Consider the following 18,313-nt stretch of genomic DNA (forward strand, 5'->3'; position numbering starts at 1 on the left):
GTAGTATCGCGGCTCTAAAGTTATTCCTAAAACTTTCTACCGTGATTTAAAGAGGCTGAAATGTATCCTATCGCGTTAAAACTGCATTTAGCGTTTGTTATTCTGAGTCTTGTTATTTTTGTTATCCGTCTGGTGTTATCTCTTACAGGCTCTAAGGCAGCCGAAAGCCGTCTGGCACTGATGGCTACTCTGGGCTCTATGCTGATGGTGGTACTGACTGCTGGCACATTGGCTGTTACCACAGGCCAGTTCCCATTTGCGGACGGCTGGTTAACGGAAAAATTGTTTGCTCTGATCGGTTATATTGCATTGGCTATTGCTGCGCTGAAAACCCAGGCTAAAGCGATGCAACTGGTGCTGGCGGTAGGTGCGATTGGTGCGTTTGGTATGGCTATGGCGGTAGCTCATCGTCATGCTGGTCTGTTCCTGTAGGCTTCAATTGTTATAGAATATTTGGCACTTACAGTGTTGTAATCCTGTTTACAGCACTGTTTGTTCTGATCTTTTTCTCCTTTGTGTTTCAACTTCTCTCTAACAGAATGACCATCGTCACCAACCTATGATTGACAGGGACTCTATGCCAACGTTTATCAGAAGTCTTATCCTTCTGGCATTGCTTTTACTTTCGAATTTAGCTTTCAGTAACTCCCAGGAGAGCCTCGAACTCTATAAGCAGCGTTTGGAGCAGCTGGATGCAACTGCAACCACTTCTCAGGATAAAGAACAAAGAGAGTTGTACCAGAAGATTATTGCAGCCTGGCAGGATGCTGTACTTTTTGAGCAGCAGGCGATGCAAAGCCGTAATCAATTAGAGCGGATTCCGGCAGAAATAAAAAAAATTCAGCAGAGTTTATCCGAGTCTGCCCCGTCTCTGAATATTCAGCAGCTTAAGAAGCAAAGTGCTTCAGAGCTGGAGCAGAAACTGACTTTGGAAAAAGCGAAGCTACTGGAATTAGAGCAAGGCGAAAAGCAGGTTCAGAAGCAAATTAAGCAAAGCAGTGACACCTTAATTACCTTGCGTACTGAACTTGCATCTCTGAAACAGCAGGAGATTACGGAAGGCAGCGAAAGCAGTGCGCTGAATGATGCAGAGTTCGCGGCGCGGGCGGCGAGAATTCAGGCTCTGGAGTTTAGATTGCTGACATTGCCGGGTATTAATGAGCTAAATCAGATTAAGGCGCAACGTTTAACCAAGCAGCTTGAGCATCAGAGAAATTTGATTAAAACATTGCAGGATCTGTTGCAGGATAAGCGCCGGACTGAGGCGGAGCAAACACTTGAGCAAGTGCATACGGAATCTGATAGCGACGACCTTCCCGCTCCTATTATTGAGCAGCAAGCACGTAATCAAAAGCTGAGCCAAAATCTGAGAGCCGTTGTTACTCTGGCGGAAGATACGCTACAGCAGCGTCGATTACTGGAGCGAAAACTGGATCTGTTTAAGCAGAGTTATATGGCTTTGCAGCTGCAAACAGAGTTAAGCCGACAACCATTAGGTCCGGAGTTAAGTCGGTTTACTCAGCATCTTGAAGCGGATGTGGATACCCTGGCGACGAAAAAACAGCTCAATGAGCTGCGTTTGATGAGTCTGGATATTTCCCGCTCAGAACTGATGATCGACACATCAGATGAAAGGCTGTTATCTCCCGGACTGAGTGATGAACAGCTGAGTCGCCTGAAAGATCTGCAATATGATTACAGGAGTATCGCGGTTAAAACACAGGAGACAATTAATCAGGCTCTGAATGAGCTATCCGAATTGCTCTCCGTACAGGAGCAGTTTTCAGAGCAGGCCAATAAGGGTAAAGAGCTGATCTCACAGCAGCTTCTTTGGATTCCAAGTGTCCCGCCTCTGTCACCCAAGTGGTTTTCTGATGTGCTGCAGGGTATTCCTTCTGTTCTTTCGATACTTGTTCCGACTATTTCGTCGGATCAGAAGTATGTGCTTCCTTCGGATGACTGGATCGCATCTTTAGCGCTATGGTTGATTCTGGTGGCGGTCTCTTTGCTGTTATATCCTAAACTGAGAAAAAAACAGGGACTCTGGGCCCAATATATTGGGAATGTTGTCAATGATCGGTTTCTGCACACCTTTCAGGCGACCTGGATGCCTCTGGTCGTCATTTTGCCCGTTCCTGCTGGCGTGTACTTGCTGTTGGGGAAGGTGTTTAACACGGAGGTATGGCAGGTCGATTTATCCGTGCTGGCTCCTGTAGGAGCTTTGGCCAGCGGTATCTATTTAGCTCTGATCTATTGGCTGAAAACACCAGAGGGGTTGCTACCAGCCCATCTTTCTGTGTCTGAAGGCTTGTGTTCACGTATCAGAAAACGATTACATTTGGTTTTCTGGTTTGGTGCGTTTTTAGTGTTGGTTATTGCGGCGACAGAACAGACTGATAATGTCAGCCTGCGCTCGGGTGCCGGTCGAGCTGCGCTAATGGCGCTGGCATTAATGGTGACGTTGTTCTGTATCTCTCTATACCGTTCACTTCCGGTGCATAACTCATCCGGGGCACCGTTGTGGCAACAGCTCAGGCCCTGGCTTGGGCTCAATGCCGGAGGTCACCTTCTGATCGTCATTGCTGCAATCATGGGTTATACCTTCACTGGTCAGACATTTATGTACATGTTACTGGTTCTATCCAGTATCAGCGTGTTGACGTTCCTGTTTTATCGTTTTTGTAACCGCTGGCTACTGATTGAGGAGCGGCGCCTGGCTTTTGAGCGTGCGAGAGCCCGACGTAATGAAATTCTTGAAGCCCGTGAGAAAAATGAAGAGGTGCCTCCTCTGAATGAAAACTATCTGGATCTGCAGACAATTTCTGATCAGGCACGGGTATTGCTTCGGGCTACTACCGGAATCGTTTTTTTCCTTTTGTTCTGGGCGTTTCTGAAAAATGCCCTGCCTGCTTTTGATGTATTGGATAGTATCGTGCTGTGGAGCAATGATATTACGACGTCTGAGGGGATTATTCCCGAACCCATTACGCTCAAAAGTATATTGGTCAGTGTCATTCTTATTGGTCTGTGTATCTTGGCCGCTTACAACCTGCCTGGTTTGTTGGAGCTGTTGGTGCTCAGACATTTGACTCTGTCTCCAGGAACCTCTTACGCGATCACTACGATCACCCGTTATATTCTGATTATGACCAGCTTTATTGCTGGTACAGGGCAGTTGGGGTTGGATTGGTCGAAGCTACAGTGGCTCGTGGCGGCATTAGGTGTTGGCCTTGGTTTTGGTTTGCAGGAGATTGTGGCTAACTTTGTCTCAGGTTTGATTATTCTGTTTGAAAAACCTATTCGCATAGGGGACACGGTCACCATCGGCAATTATTCCGGTACCGTCACGCGTATTCAGATCAGAGCGACGACGATTGCAGACTGGGATAGAAAAGAGATTATTATCCCTAATAAAAACTTTGTTACCGATCAGTTGATCAACTGGTCTCTGACGGACCCTATAACCCGGGTTATTCTCTCTGTGGGCATTGCCCATGGCTCTGATACCGAATTGGCGAAAAAACTGATGCTGGATGTGGCATCTAAAAATCAGAAAGTGCTGAAAGATCCAGAACCCAATGCGTTCTTTATGAAGTTTGGTCCAAGTACTTTGAACCTGGAATTAAGGTTGTTTGTCAATGATATGGATGACCGACTTATTGTCACTCATGAGGTTAATCAGGCGATTGCAGAAGCGTTCAGGGCACATGACATTCAGATCGCTTACCAGCAGATTGACGTTAATATCAAAAAGAAGTGAATAGAGGGTAAATACCCGAACATAAATATTCCGATATTCTCTGGCCGAAGTGGCCGGAAAATACGGGCTTTATGTGGGAAAAGTACTGTATGCCTACTTATCAGTACAAATCGATTGAGGCGAGAGTGAAAGGTATCTGTTGCACTATTTTTTTATTAAGTCATTGCTAATGTTTGGGGTGCTTATTAGTATTGGGGTTTTCTAATGTGAGTGTCGGTTTGCGGCACATGACAATAACAGGATAACTCAATGAAAAAGCGTACCCTGAACCTTACAATCTTGTTATCAACTCTGGTAGCTGCACAATCGAACTCTGCTGATACTGTTTCTACTCAGAGCCTTGAGCAGGAAGGCAAGGGTGTGATTAAAGCGTTGGCTTCTCAGTTAGGTAACGAACTGAAAGCTACCGCTAAAAACGAAGGGCTACCTGCAGCCATTAAGGTGTGTAATACCCAGGCGCAGCCGATTACTCAACAGGTTTCTGATGCTAAAGGGTGGGATGTGTCCCGTACCAGTTTGAAACTGCGTAATCCAAACAATGCCCCCGATGCCTGGGAGCGTCGGGTGCTGGAATATTTTGCGACACAAAAAACACTGGGTGCTGATTTGAAAACTCTGGCATACAGTGAGATCACAACGGATGAATCTGGTCGACAAGTATTTCGTATGATGAAAGCCATTCCTGTCTCTAAGCAATGTTTGGCCTGTCATGGCGGTCAGTTAAAGCCTGGCATCAAGGCAAAGTTAGATGAACTCTATCCATATGATAGCGCGACTGGCTTCAAGGCTGGGGATCTGCGTGGTGCGTTTACTTTGAAAAAAATGTTGTAGTTTTTTGGACAGAGCACAGAGCACAGAGCAGTGGCTAAAGATCATTTCTTATCATCAGCTTTTGTATTGTAATCTTGTAAGTCTTCTGACTGCGTCGGAAGACTTATTACTTGAATCTAAGAGATGCTAAAGTGTTGAGTCTGGCTATAAGGATGGGACGCAGCTTTAAAGGGAATGGATAAAGCGGCCTATCGCACTATTGACCTCTTGTGGGTGTTCAATAGGGCTTAAATGAGCCGCGCCATCAATCACTTCAAAATGGCTATCAGGTAATTGATCGGATAGGAACTTGCCGTATTTGGGCGGTGTCATCATATCTTTTTCAGCGCTGAGGACCAGTGTGGGGCAAGTAATCTCAGATAGATTATCCATACGGTCGAACCGATTACAGGCACTGAAATCATTGATCACGGTTTGCAGATCGCTCTGAAGCATCAGGTCTGATACAGGCTCAAGTAACTCGATATCGGCACCGTCTGTCATTGCCTGATTTGTCATCATTTGGACAAATCCAGGATAGTCCATGTGGATTTTCTCCAGTATTTCCGGCATCACTTTCAGTCTGGCACCGGTATTCAGTAGTACAAGGCCTGAAAGGTGCTGCAAATGACGTATGGCAAACTCCAGGCAAACGGCTCCGCCCATGCTGTGGCCGACCAGTACCAGTTGTTGACAGTTCAGGTATTCAGACAGCTCTGCCAGAGTATCTGCATAGGCCGTAATGGACTGCTCTCCATCGTGATGGGCGCTTAGAGCATGGCCAGGCAAGTCGACTGCGACCAGATTTGCTTTGTCACGTAAACCTATCATCTGGGCTTGCCATTGAGCATGATTGAGTCCTGCTCCATGTACAAATAGCAAGGTTGGTTGTTCAGATTTAAGTGGCCAGTTAGAACAGATAAAGCCCAACTCATTGAAATCCTGCGCGTACATAGCTCTTTCCTTAGTTGTAGGGAACTTTTCTCAGCATAATCTTAATTTCTGTGTCGAGTTAACACAATTACACCTTTTGCTCGTGAAATCTACCCCGGCTTCAGTATATAATTCCGAGTAAAATAGTTGGATATAGTAAAGGTAGTCCAAGCATGGCAAAAATTAAAATTCTGGTAGGCACTGTATACGGTGGTGCAAGGGATGTGGCAGATGGTATTAAGCCTGTTCTGGAGCAAAAAGGATATCAGGTTGATATCTCAGAAGACCCAGAGATTGCTGATCTGACGGATACCGATAATGCTGCGATCCTGATTAGCTGTTCTACCACAGGGGCAGGTGATTTCCCCCCTGGTTTTGAGAAGTTTTACGATTCGATTCAACAGGTGGGCATGTCTTTATCTCATCTAAAGTATGGTGTCATAGCGTTGGGCGACAGCTCTTATGATGAAACTTTCTGTGATGCTGGTAAAAAAATTGACGCGACGCTGGAAGGGTTTGGTGCCATGCGTATTGGCCGACGTTTGGATATTGATTGTGCAGAATACTTTGAAGCCACTGAACCTGCACTGCCGTGGATTGAAGACTGGGCAAACCGCTTGGTCGGTTAATCCTTCCTAACCCGGTTTAATTCTTCCGGGTCTTAAGTTCCAGAGCTTTGTCTGGTTGCTCAGCGTTAAGCTGTAACGCTGAGCAACCATTCTGACCAAAAATACTAAGCTTTTTAGCCAAGCTGCATCGTAGTATCAGTGAAGGTTAAGGTTTCAATACCGGTCAATTGTGCAGAAAAGTTTTGGCCTATCAGCAGATAGTTACCATCACCTTGATTATTGATTGTCACCTGGCTGGACGCTTCATCCAATTGCACGGTATCGCTGCCGCTGCCGCCGTCGACAGTATCAAAGCCGCCATCAAATAGCTGAATCAGGTCGTTACCTGCTCCGGTTTGAATATTGTTATTTACGCCGTTATCACGCACGGTGTCGTCTCCTGAACCTGTGAGTACATTCTCAATCCAAACGCCGTAAGCGATTGCCAGATTATTTTCTCCTGTGTAGAGATTGTTTGCTTCATCCTGGTAGGCGCTGGTAATAAAAATTGAGAAATCAGGTGCTCTCATGCTATCCAGTTCAGCGAGCTTTTCAGCAATTTGCTGATCAAGGCTATTAACATCAACCGAAGACAGTTCACCGCTTCTCAGGTCAATGTCACTGTTGCCTGTAGTGGTGGTAATATCGATTGTATCTTCACCGCCAGCATCCCAGATTGTAAGGTAAGTGTAGTCGCTAAAGCTGAGGGAGTAGGTGTTATTGCCCGTTTCTGAGGCAGTATTGGCCCCGTAAATGGCTTGTAGCGTGGCGATATCCAGTATTGAGTAAGAGGGAGGCATGGCACTCCATGAATAGCTGGCGCCAATAGATAAGTCCTCGGGATCATAGTTAATGCTGATACGCAGATTTTTAGCTTCAGTGTAGGACATCACTGTGTAGTCATTATTGTCCAGATCTGTAGCTATTCTGTTTGGATCTTCAAAAGGATGTTTAAGGCCGAGAGCATGGCTGAGTTCATGAACCAGAGTATGATAGGCGAAAGTACCGGGTTGATAATCCTCTGATGACATCGTGGCTGAATCGAGAAAAATATCGCCGCCGACAGGATCTGTCGATGGGTAATAAGCAAAACCTGACGCATCCTCAAGGGGTAAGGCATTGAAGCGAATATCGGCATTGCCGGAGTTATCTTCGCTGAGGGTTAACTGGCTGAAGGTTTGTAATTCAGTAATAGCGGTACGGGCGACTTGTTCGGCAGCTTCCGATATAGGACTCCAGCCAGTCAGGTTTAGCTCAAGATCCGGGTCGGTGTATTCATCAGGAATTATTTGATTGAAACCAAACGTTATATTGTTATCTGTCCAATACTCATCGGATTCCAGTGATACACCGGGGGTGTCCCCAAGGGATAGTAGGTTGCTGCTGTCGATACCGCTCTCTATACGACTGAACTGTAGTAGTTGATTATTTATGATGGTGTTGGCTGCAGCCAGTTCGCTGATGGTGTTTTTAGCGCTGATAACGGTAGCGGATTCAGAGTTAACCTGAGCCATCACCTCTTTGGCTTGCTCACTGTCTGATAAGCCATTTTCTGCGTAATAAAGACCGACTTCTGTTTTGTTGGCTAAAATAGCGGCGTCGTCTGGATCGCCCGTTTCGGCCTCTGCGCCATCAATGATGGCTTGGATAAAAACATCGCGAGTCAAGGCTCCCTGATCCAGCTGGTCTTCCCAGTAATCCCAGCCTTCATTATCTGGAGAGCGATTAAACAAGTTTTGATAAACGGAGGAGATAAAATCTCTGTTAGTGGTTTCCGCTGGATAGGTTTGTTGAGTTTCCTGTTGGTCAAAAAAACTGGCGGCTATCCCTGCAAGGTCCAGATCAGAGCTATTGACCCAGTAATCAAGCCCGGCTGAATCAGGGGCTCTGTTAAAAGTGGCGACATATAGCTTGGTAACAGATGTATCGGATACAAGGTTTGCCATGGCATCTCTCTTAGATTGAAGCTTTAGCCTAAACCTAGGCTGTGTGGGGATACTCTAATTCTAGTGGGAATGTGACAATACAACCACCATGATACAGTTATAAGTATGAAACAAATGTTAATATAATCATGGTGTTGCTATGACTTATAGCCTTTATTCTTTGTGGCATTTGTATGTGTTTCTGCTACGTAAAATAATCCAGGTAAATCGATGGCTGACTTTTATCCTGATCTGTTTCAGAGTCTCAGTTCTGATGCGCAAGAGTTGCCCATGTATCGTCGACTGTTTGAACTGTTCAGACAAAACATCTTATCTGGTCGCTTATCCGGCGCTGAGAAGCTGCCTTCCAGCCGTGATTTGTCGAACCAGTTAGGGGTTTCCCGCAATACTGTCAAAACGGCTTATGAGCAGCTGATTGCTGAGGGATATGTACAGAGCCGTCAAGGTGCCGGTAGCTTTGTGACAGAGCTGCCAGCTGAGCTGCTACAACCAGAATCTAAACCGAGCGTGAATAGCGATCGCTTACCTGAGTTATCTGAGAAAGCTAATCGTTTATTACAGAGCCAAAGTATGTATCCCCCTGGGCGTTTGTTATTACAACCTGCGGTACCTGCATTAAGTGATTTTCCCCGCAAGCGCTGGAAACGTTGTATTTCTGCTGCGGCTGATAATGAGGCTTTATATAGTCATCCGGCAGAGGGCTATTTGCCTTTACGCCAACAAGTTGCGCGTCATCTGAGTGCTTTTCGTGGCATGCAGGTTTCACCAGAGCAGATCCTGATCACCTCGGGTTCTCAGCAAGGCAGTTATATGATCGCTTCTCTGCTAACAGGGCAGGGGGATTCTGTTTGGATCGAGACGCCGGGATATCCAGGGACAGAGGGGGTTATCCGTGCAGCTGGAGCTGAAGTGCGGCATCTTCACTGGCAGATGTTACAGCAGGCTAAATTGCCGGAACGGGGACGGTTGCTGTTTATTACGCCATCACGCAACTTCCCTTTAGGGCACACTTTGCCTTTATCCGCTCGCTTAGAGGTTTTGCATTGGGCGGAGCAAAATAATAGCTGGCTTGTAGAGGATGATTATGACAGTGAATTTGCGGTGGGTTCACCAGTAACGGCTTTGTTTGCTCTAAGTAAGGAGCGGCGGGTGATTTATACAGGTACTTTCAGCCGCACAATGTATCCGGGTTTAAGGCTGGGTTATATGGTGTTGCCTGAAGTTCTGGTACCTTTATTTCGTAAAGCCCGTCGTTTTATGGATGGCGGGTTATCTGTGGTGCCTCAGGTTGCTATGGCGCGTTTTATGGAAAATGGTGATTACAGTCGGCATATCAGAAAGCTGCGTCAGTTATACCTTCAGAGGAGGCAGAGCCTTGAGCATTTGCTGGCCGAGTCGGGGTTGAAGGATTTTCCTGTTATTGATGCCGGAGCAGGTATGCATCTGGTAATCAAACTATCAAATGATTGCGATGATCAGGCTTTAGTTGAACCCCTTGTGCAGCAAGGTGTGGGGGGCAGAGCACTGAGTCACTATGACCGCAGCTGTCAGCCTGCCCGGGGGCTGGTGCTGGGCTTTACGCAGGATGATGATGTGGAGATGGCCCGTGGAGTTAAAATAGTGACGCAGGCGATCCGGTGCCTGAATTTATCCTGTAATTAATCTTCCTGCCTTTATTATGACTTCAAAATAGAAGTATTCTCCAGTCCATTATGATTGGAGAATACTGCAATGCTTTTTCTTAATGCTTAAAAAGTCCTTCCCTGATTTTGTACTCAGCACAGGCTTGGGGATCTTTATCTTATATTCGGCAAAAGTGTTAGCGAATTTTGACCTCGCCGCCATCAAGATAGAAGGTGGTTTTTCCAAAGCCCTCTTTAACCGTATATGGGGTGTTGGCAATAATGATAGTACAGTCCGAAAAAGCCTTTTTCAGCGCTTTAACTTTAGACTTTTTGCGGCTCTGTGCTTCATCTTCCAGCTCCTGACGACGGTTTTCCAGATTTGCCATCGCTTTTATGACCGTATCCCTGGCTTTAAGAATTTGTTCTTTTTTCTCGGGTGAAATACGGCGCTTCTCTTCTCTAAGGCGATGAATCAGCGCTTTAATCTGTTTTGTTTGCTCAAAACCCTGTTTGATTTTTTCTTGTACCTCGGCCATTTCGGCTCGTACAGCATCCAGTGGTCCAACTTCCAGTACAGTGGCTACAGCTGCAGGGACACCAAGCTGACCGGCTTCAATATACTTGACGGCAGTGGAATGACCGCCAATCAGTTGACCCATAGCAGGCATTTTAATGGCGTTACCAGCATGTAATCGGCATTGAAGAATCTGTCGTTGGGCGCTGATCGTGCCACCACTAAATACCCAGGCATCTTTGATAAACCGCGCTGTCACGTCGCCTTTAGCACGGATAACTGCATTGTCTTTGGTGGGCTCCTTTGCGGCTGGGTCTGGAGATTTCTTACCCAGAACACCGCCTCCAATCTCAACACTTCCTCCAGCGATAATTGTAGAGTTTTCGACCAACCCCCCTACTTTTACATCACCACTGGCCTCAATCAGCATACCTTGATCAACGCCCTGCTTAATCTGGATGCTGCCATCAAAACGTACGTTGCCAGTTTTCAGACTGGCTTCATCCAGTTTAAGTACATTTTCAATATGAACGCCCTGTTCGGTAAATACTGGCATGCCCTTAACAGCAGAAGAGTAGTGTCTGGGGTGCTCCGGGTCTTCCCGTACACTCTGGTCCAGTTTGACTTTCTTGTCCTTACCCTGATATGCCCGAATAGGCTTACCTACTACGGTCATTCCATTCTGGCCTGCAACAGGTTCAGTGATATGGAACAGCGGTGTGCCGGCTTCGTAAACCGGAAAGTCTCCTAGTTCTTTAAAATCGACCTGGTCATTATTATCTTCAAGAACTTTAGGGCGGCGTTCGGAGATCTCTTCAACTAAAGGCATCATCTCTGCATCTTGACCATCAATCGCTTTCTTACCGTGAGCGATGATATAGCAGCAGGTCTGTTGCAGATTCAATGTAGGCCCTTTAGCAAATAGCTTATCGATAAGTTTGCTATCGATGCCATGGCGAACCCGGTTATCAGTCAAAGCTTTTAGGAGCATATCTTTTGATGCCGGCAGACCTCGTCCCAGCGGCGGCGTAATTTGCACCCCAGCCAACGTCTGGTCACAAGACAGGTGTACACTGATAACAGCATCCAGCGGCCCGCCGATTTCCATCTCAAAGTGTCGTCGCTGCTGAACCCCTTTGATTAAGTCAGCAATACGTTCAGGGTACAGAGGATAGTGTTCTTCATCAAAACCCAGTTCATCCAAGCGTTCACGAATCTGAGTTTCAGTTATGGTAAGTGCTCTCGATGCTGGTTTGTATAGCGCGATTAGGCGTGTTTCAGTCTCGTTAGCAAAAAACTCCAGGCCGTCAGACTCTTCCTCCTGAGCTTGTTGATCTGCGTCATCGGTAGTCTGATCAACAGTTTGCAGCGATTGCTGATCATTTTGTAATTCTTCTGTAACATCCATATGGTTGCTTTCTTTATTCTGTGGGCTCATAACAGTCCCTTATATACAAAAGAGCAGAACGACTTATCGCTAATTGACCATAGTTTACTATGGCATGCCAGAGATTTTGCCGTTAGGCTACCTTTTTTAACTGTTGCGTCACTTATTCTAACGCAAGCAAACGATCATGTTGTGATGGAGTTAGCAGAGTTGTCTACGGTAGCTCCAGAGCATGCTTAACCATTTATGATAAACAAATCGTATTAGGCGCCCAAATAAAAAATGCTGTTATACGTTTGAGATGAAAATAGACAGAGATTGTTTCTGGTCGTCCGTGTACAAGCCAAGACAGAATGAGAGTTGACTAAAATCGCTCTGTAATGGTGAAAACGGCATTTTTTGCTATGGGAATATCGGTTTCTGTGCTTAATATCGAAATATTAATGGCTTGCAACGTAGGCAACTGGTTTAATTCAGGTTATCATCTTGCGGGAATATCTTTCGCATGGTGTGCGGGCTATGTGGTTAACTTAATGTTTTTTAAAGGTTTCTGATGACTGACTCGCCTAAAGTTCGCGAAACGCGCTTAAAAAGACTGTTAGGGCTGGTACTCCTATCGGAGCTGGTAACTGGTAAGCGTAATTTGCTGAACGTTATGTTGGATAAAGGCACGACAATGGAAAGTGACCGGAAAGAGCTTGAACTCCCTCCGTTGCCGCGTAATGCCTGGCAAGGACTGAATCTGAATAGCCAGTTGAGAAAGGCGCGCCTTGAGTCTGCTATTATGAAGCTGTCTGAAGACCGTACGGTTAATCCTAATAAGCAATTGATTTACCGCGATCATGTCTACTCTGCCGACAGAAAAACCGCAAATCAGAAAAATTCCTGATTTTTTTGCCCTCAACTATACCTTCGAATATAAGACTATCGCATAATTACGCCTCAGAGCCTAAGTTAGAGTAATTGCTTGGGTCTATGAGTGTAACTAGAAAGTATATTGGCAATAGTTGAGGTCCCCATGACAATTCACGTAATCGACCACCCCTTAGTTCAGCATAAGCTTGGTTTAATGCGCAGACGGGGCATTAGTACTAAAAGTTTTCGCGAGCTGGCTTCGGAAGTGGGGACACTCCTGACTTACGAAGCGACCAAGAGCCTGGAGCTTGAGCAAGTTACCATTGAGGGCTGGGACGGTTCCGACATCCAGGTTGAAAAGATCAAAGGCAAAAAGATTACTGTAGTCCCTATCCTGCGTGCCGGTCTGGGTATGATGGATGGTGTAATGACACTGATTCCAAGTGCTAAGGTGAGTGTGGTTGGTCTGCAGCGTAATGAAGAAACTTTGGAGCCAGTGCCTTACTTTGAAAAGCTGGTGGGTAAGATTGATGAGCGTATCAGTCTGGTGATCGATCCTATGCTGGCTACCGGTGGCTCGATGATCGCAACCATCGACATGCTGAAAAAAGCGGGTTGTAAAGATATTAAAGTGATCGTACTGGTAGCAGCTCCTGAAGGTGTTGAGAAAACATTGGCAGCGCACCCCGATATTGAGATCTTTACAGCAGGTCTGGATCAGTGTCTGAATGACAAAGGTTATATTATACCGGGTCTTGGCGATGCGGGTGACAAGATCTTTGGTACTCTGTAACGGGCGACGGATATGACAACTGAAACTGAATTTGGTTCGGTGACTTCGCCGAAAACCATTCTCACCGGCGCTCAGATGCTGTTTGTAGCGTTTGGTGCGCTGGTGCTGGTGCCTTTGTTAACTGGCTTGGACCCGAATGTAGCCCTGTTTACCGCAGGTTTTGGTACCTTGCTGTTCCAACTGGTCACTCGTGGTCAGGTACCGGTTTTCCTAGCCTCTTCTTTTGCTTTTATTGCGCCTATTATTGCCAGTGTGCAGGCTTGGGGGATTCCTGCAACCATGGGTGGGCTGATGGCTGCGGGTTTCGCCTATATCCTATTGAGTGCACTGGTACGCGCTAAGGGTACAGAAGTTTTGCACCGTATTTTGCCACCAATCGTTGTCGGTCCTGTGATTATGGTGATCGGTTTGGCATTGGCTCCTGTTGCGGTGAATCTGGCAATGGGCAAAAGTGGTGATGGTGCCATTGAACTGGTGGGCTATGATCAGGCGATTCTGGTCTCTATGTTCTCCTTGGTGGTAACGCTGGCTGTGGCAGTATTCTCCAAAGGTATCTTTAAACTGATTCCTATTCTGGCCGGTGTTGTGGCAGGTTATGCGCTGTCACTGATGCTGGGCCTGGTAAACTTTGCCCCTGTAGGTGAAGCAGCCTGGTTAGCGATGCCTGCGTTCACTATGCCTGAATTCCACTGGCAAGCGATTCTGTTTATGATTCCTGTAGCCATTGCCCCGGCCATTGAACACGTGGGTGATATGGTCGCGGTGAGCCAGGTTGCCGGTAAGGACTTTCTGAAAAAACCTGGTCTGCATCGCACTTTGCTGGGGGATGGTCTGGCCACTTCCAGTGCCGCATTGTTTGGTGGTCCACCGAATACTACTTATTCTGAAGTAACCGGTGCGGTAATGCTGACCCGTAACTTCAATCCCCGTGTCATGACCTGGGCCGCAATCTTTGCGGTATTGCTGGCCTTTATCGGTAAGATGGGCGCGCTGCTGCAAACCATTCCAACGCCGGTAATGGGTGGTATTATGACCCTGCTGTTTGGTTCGATTGCGGTAGTGGGTATGAACACTCTGGTGAAGTCCGGTGATGATCTGACTCAGCCCCGTAACCTGAGTATTGTGGCGCTGATTCTGGTATTTGGCATCGGAGGCATGTACCTGGGCGGTGGTGAGTTTAGCCTGCAAGGAGTGAGTCTGTGTGCCATCTTGGGTGTTGTGCTGAACTTGGTGCTACCCAAGCATATCGACAGCCACTAAGCTAAATCATCGTCAATATAAACCCCAGTGCTTTCAAAATGAGTTATCCAAAATTATAATCTGGCCTGTCTCTGAACTGGATTCAGTTAACCAGATAAAGTTCAGATGACGGTTATGATTGAAAGCATTGAAGTAGAAAGCCCTACACCTATGTTGTGTAGGGTTTTTTTGTTATTGGCTCAGCGAGACAAAAAATATCCTGAGCTACCTTCTCAGGATGGTCAGTCATAAAATGTGGTCATTATGAGTATCTTTGTTTTGTTGAAGATAATAATTGCGTTAGCTTTAAGTACCCGAGCATAAATATTCCGATATTTTCCGGCTGAATCGGCCGGAAAATACGGGCTGTATACGGGAAAAGTACTGTGTGCTTACTTAAGTAGGGCATTGTTGTCCATTGGGTTTATTGTGATGACAATTGGGCAAGCAGGTGTTAGCCGGTTTCTTGCTATTGAGTAAGATCTGGGTCGTTTTGAGGTTTTAATGGTTACGGGGCAGAATTTGATGGGCGTTTATAATCATCAGGATAATTATTGTATTGCCCGACAACCCATTTGTGATTCCGAGCAAAAGCTAGCAGCATATGAGTTGTTGTACAGAAATAGCGCAGATGCTCAGTATGCTAAGGTCAGTAGTCCGCATCAGGCTACAGCGCGGGTGTGTATGACAGCTTTTATGGATATCGGTATTGATCGACTGGCTGATAAGCATCCGGTCTTTATCAATATGACCGATGAATGGCTGCTGCAGGGGGAGGTGCTTCCAGAGCCAGCAGAGCGTATAGTCCTTGAAGTATTGGAAGATATTAAGCCTACTTCGGACATGATCCAAAGTATTCGGAGACTGCGTGAGCAGGGCTACCGTATCGCACTGGATGATTTTGTGTTGACACAGGAAACCAAACAGTTCCTGCCCTATGCCGATATTATCAAGCTGGATGTAATGAATACCTCCATGGAGGTTTTGGCAAAGCGAGTGAGTATTTTAAAACGCTTGCCCAAAGTAACCTTATTGGCTGAAAAAGTGGAAACTTGGGAGGAGTTTGAGGCCTGTAAGCGTTTAGGGTTTGAGCTATTTCAAGGCTATTTTATCTCCCGCCCTGAAATCATGGATAATCAGAATCGCAGTGCTGCCGGACTGATTCTGACTAAGCTGCTAGCGATGCTGCATCAGAAAGAGCCCAATGTTAAACATATCGAGGCAGAGATTTCCAGGGATCCTCAGTTGTATTACCGTATTCTACGCTATATCAACTCTGCCCAGTACTCTTTGCCTCGAAGGATTGAAAGTTTGCGTCAGGCGATTATGTTACTGGGGTTTGAAAATCTGCGTTCCCTCGTCAGCATGATGATTTTGGCTGGCTCCTCACGCCGTAGCGCGACACTGATGCCAATCGCTTTGCTAAGAGCCAAAATGTGTGAGATTCTGGCAGAAGAGCAGGGGCTGTTGCCAGTAGAAAACTATTTCACGGTAGGTCTGTTATCTATGCTGGATGCATTTTTTAGCCGCCCGATGGAAGCTATTTTGGATGAACTGCCTCTCCATCCCCGCATTGTGCAAGCTCTGTTGGATCACGAGGGGAGTCTCGGGGAGGTGCTTCAGATTGTGAAAGCCTATGAAAATGCCAATTGGGATTTTGTTGAGCAAAGTGCCTTTGATAAAGAGGTGCTCACCGAGAGTTATGTTCAGTCTTTGGCTTGGTCGGATGCAGTAGCGGATATTGCTGAGCTGGAGGAATAGTGTTTGTTATCTCTTTGAAGTGTTGGGTATGCATAAAATTCTTCATGCGGATTGCGACTGCTTTTTTGCTGCGCTGGAGATGCGTGACAACCCCTCGTTAAAAGATAAGCCTGTCGCAGTGGGTGGCGCTGCAGATAAGCGAGGGGTGATTGCTACCTGTAACTACCCTGCCAGAGCCTTTGGTGTGCGTTCTGCTATGCCAACGGCTCAGGCACTGAAATTATGTCCTGACCTTATTCTTTGTCCTCCCCGAATGCTGGTTTATAAAGAAGCGGCCCAAGCGATCCGTGAAATTTTTTTTCAGCTAACGGATAGAGTTGAAGTTGTTTCTATCGATGAGGCCTATCTGGATGTGACGCATGTTGATATCTTTCAGGGCAGTGCTACCCGTATGGCGCAGTGGCTAAAGCAGGAAGTGGTGGCTCAAACCGGAGTCACATTATCTATCGGTGTATCTGTGAATAAGTTTTTGGCCAAAATTGCCTCAGATTGGCAAAAGCCTGATGGTCTATTTGTTATTCGCCCTGAGGACATAAATAGTTTTATGCCTGATTTGCCAGTGGGTAGGATTCCTGGCGTCGGTAAGGTGACGGAGCAGAAGCTGCAGGCTCAGGGCCTTGAAACCTGTGGTCAGCTGCAGGTCCTGAGTTTACAAAAACTGGTGGAGCGATACGGTAAGCTGGGCGTTATGTTGCATCAGAGGTGTCGAGGTGAAGACTACCGGGAAGTAGTGACTGAGCGGGTACGTAAATCGGTTAGTGTTGAGCATACCTTTGCCAGTAATAAAACAGTCCTGTTCGATATTGAGCAGGAATTAGAACAACAAGTCAGCAAGTTGCAGCAGCGTTTTTTGCCCTATCAGGATCGAGTAGTGAAAAGTGTGTTTTTAAAGCTCAGGTTTGCAGATTTTACTACGACAACGGTTGAAACTGGTTTGTCCGATGCTCAGAGTAGGCAGTTACACCGACGACTGGATATGACCTGTTTTTTACCCCTGTTACACGAGGCTGTTCGTCGTGGTCAATGCAATATCCGTTTGCTTGGTGTTGGCTTACGTTTTGCTGAGCAGGAGCAGACGGGCGAACAACTCACTTTATTCTGACGAATCCTTCCTTCTTCCAGACACCCTAGTGATATTTCTTCTAAAAAAGCATAGGATTAGAATATTTAAAATTCAGTCATTATTGTTCGTTCTTGTGGAAGTGTGTTTATGGAAAACCTAGCTGTTCAAGATCTTTCCATTTTATTAGTTGAGCCTTCATCGACTCAGAGAAAGATCATTATTAATGAGCTTAGTGATGAAGGAGTATCAACCATTGAGGGTGTGGGAAGTGCGCGGGAGGCATATAGCCAACTGCAAACCTTTCAGCCTGACCTGCTGATCAGTGCGATGTACCTGCCTGATGCCACGGCTGCAGAGCTGGTTGAGTTACTGCAGCGGGATCCTAAAACTGCTGATATTCCGGTTATGGTGGTTTCCAGCGAACAAAATTATGAAAACCTGGAAGCTGTGCGTCAGTCCAAGATTGTTGCCCTATTACCAAAACCCTTTAGTCAGCTGGACCTGCATCGAGCACTGGTTGCTACACTGGAATATATTAATCCTGATGAGCTTGAGCTGGATCTGTATGATGCGGAAAGCCTCCGGGTGCTGATTGTAGATGATAGTCGTATGGCTCGACGACATTTAGGTCGGGTGCTGCAACAGATCGGAATTTCTGATATTGCTGAAGCGTCTGATGGCGTTGAAGCTGTTAAAATTATCGAACAGCAGGGCTTTGATCTGATCCTGACAGATTACAATATGCCTAATATGGACGGTGAAGGGCTAATCAATTATGTGCGTAATGAAAGTGAGTTGTCGCACGTGCCAATTCTGATGGTCACTTCGGAAGAGAATGAAACCCGGCTGAGCTCTATTAAGCAGGCGGGTGTTTCTGCGTTGTGTGATAAACCTTTTGAGATGACTCAAGTTAAGGGTTTGTTAGCTTCTTTACTCGATGGTTAGATCGCTGGGTGCTTTTTAGCGATGAAATAAAATAGCGACAATAAGTTAATATCCGGTGGCGTACAGGGAGCGTG

The 18,313-nt window shown here is 46.3% G+C and carries 14 protein-coding genes; 11 read left to right on the forward strand and 3 right to left on the reverse strand.

Going from position 1 to position 18,313, the window contains the following annotated elements; translation table 11 throughout:
• Positions 1-60: 60 nt before the first annotated feature.
• The 3 genes from H579_RS0107120 to H579_RS0107130 all read left to right on the forward strand — a co-directional run bounded on the left by H579_RS0107120 (position 61) and on the right by H579_RS0107130 (position 4,591).
• Complete coding sequence (locus tag H579_RS0107120) at positions 61-432, forward strand: SirB2 family protein (protein WP_028300102.1); 372 nt, start codon at positions 61-63, stop codon at positions 430-432.
• 145 nt (positions 433-577) lie between these two features.
• Positions 578-3,760 carry a mechanosensitive ion channel domain-containing protein gene (locus H579_RS0107125; protein ID WP_028300103.1) on the forward strand — a complete coding sequence of 1,061 codons (3,183 nt, stop codon included), beginning with the start codon at positions 578-580 and terminating at the stop codon, positions 3,758-3,760.
• A 249-nt stretch (positions 3,761-4,009) separates the two neighbouring features.
• Positions 4,010-4,591, forward strand: a complete 582-nt coding sequence (locus tag H579_RS0107130; RefSeq protein WP_028300104.1) for a Tll0287-like domain-containing protein — start codon at positions 4,010-4,012, stop codon at positions 4,589-4,591.
• Between the two features lie 165 nt (positions 4,592-4,756).
• Here the strand turns inward: H579_RS0107130 and H579_RS0107135 are convergent, their stop codons facing one another.
• Positions 4,757-5,524: an alpha/beta fold hydrolase gene (locus tag H579_RS0107135; protein ID WP_051227400.1), complete on the reverse strand. Its 768-nt coding sequence runs from the start codon at positions 5,522-5,524 to the stop codon at positions 4,757-4,759.
• A 152-nt stretch (positions 5,525-5,676) separates the two neighbouring features.
• On the opposite strand from H579_RS0107135, the gene H579_RS0107140 reads away from it, so the two are divergent.
• Positions 5,677-6,132, forward strand: coding sequence for a flavodoxin domain-containing protein (locus H579_RS0107140; protein ID WP_028300106.1), 456 nt, complete (start codon positions 5,677-5,679; stop codon positions 6,130-6,132).
• A gap of 113 nt (positions 6,133-6,245) precedes the next feature.
• On the opposite strand, the gene H579_RS0107145 is transcribed toward H579_RS0107140, so the two are convergent.
• Complete coding sequence (locus H579_RS0107145; RefSeq protein WP_028300107.1) at positions 6,246-8,057, reverse strand: DUF4214 domain-containing protein; 1,812 nt, start codon at positions 8,055-8,057, stop codon at positions 6,246-6,248.
• A 210-nt stretch (positions 8,058-8,267) separates the two neighbouring features.
• Between H579_RS0107145 and pdxR the strand changes: the two genes are divergently transcribed.
• Positions 8,268-9,719, forward strand: a complete 1,452-nt coding sequence (pdxR, locus tag H579_RS24635; RefSeq protein WP_051227401.1) for a MocR-like pyridoxine biosynthesis transcription factor PdxR — start codon at positions 8,268-8,270, stop codon at positions 9,717-9,719.
• 157 nt (positions 9,720-9,876) lie between these two features.
• Here the strand turns inward: pdxR and H579_RS0107155 are convergent, their stop codons facing one another.
• Positions 9,877-11,634, reverse strand: coding sequence for a flagellar assembly protein A (locus tag H579_RS0107155; RefSeq protein ID WP_028300108.1), 1,758 nt, complete (start codon positions 11,632-11,634; stop codon positions 9,877-9,879).
• A gap of 502 nt (positions 11,635-12,136) precedes the next feature.
• On the opposite strand from H579_RS0107155, the gene H579_RS0107165 reads away from it, so the two are divergent.
• The 6 genes from H579_RS0107165 (at position 12,137) to H579_RS0107190 (ending at position 18,239) form a co-directional block, all read left to right on the forward strand.
• A complete protein-coding gene (locus H579_RS0107165; protein ID WP_028300109.1) occupies positions 12,137-12,472 on the forward strand; it encodes a hypothetical protein in 336 nt (111 codons plus the stop codon).
• A 129-nt stretch (positions 12,473-12,601) separates the two neighbouring features.
• Complete coding sequence (gene upp / locus H579_RS0107170; protein ID WP_028300110.1) at positions 12,602-13,231, forward strand: uracil phosphoribosyltransferase; 630 nt, start codon at positions 12,602-12,604, stop codon at positions 13,229-13,231.
• 12 nt (positions 13,232-13,243) lie between these two features.
• Positions 13,244-14,491: a uracil-xanthine permease family protein gene (locus tag H579_RS0107175; protein WP_028300111.1), complete on the forward strand. Its 1,248-nt coding sequence runs from the start codon at positions 13,244-13,246 to the stop codon at positions 14,489-14,491.
• Positions 14,492-14,995: 504 nt separating this feature from the next.
• Positions 14,996-16,231, forward strand: a complete 1,236-nt coding sequence (locus H579_RS0107180; protein ID WP_028300112.1) for an EAL and HDOD domain-containing protein — start codon at positions 14,996-14,998, stop codon at positions 16,229-16,231.
• A gap of 28 nt (positions 16,232-16,259) precedes the next feature.
• Complete coding sequence (gene dinB / locus H579_RS0107185) at positions 16,260-17,333, forward strand: DNA polymerase IV (RefSeq protein WP_036565618.1); 1,074 nt, start codon at positions 16,260-16,262, stop codon at positions 17,331-17,333.
• A gap of 108 nt (positions 17,334-17,441) precedes the next feature.
• Positions 17,442-18,239 (forward strand): response regulator, encoded by a 798-nt coding sequence (locus H579_RS0107190; RefSeq protein WP_028300114.1) that lies wholly within the window; start codon positions 17,442-17,444, stop codon positions 18,237-18,239.
• Positions 18,240-18,313: the final 74 nt, after the last annotated feature.

This window comes from Oceanospirillum beijerinckii DSM 7166 (genome assembly GCF_000422425.1).
Lineage (GTDB): Bacteria > Pseudomonadota > Gammaproteobacteria > Pseudomonadales > Halomonadaceae > Oceanospirillum > Oceanospirillum beijerinckii.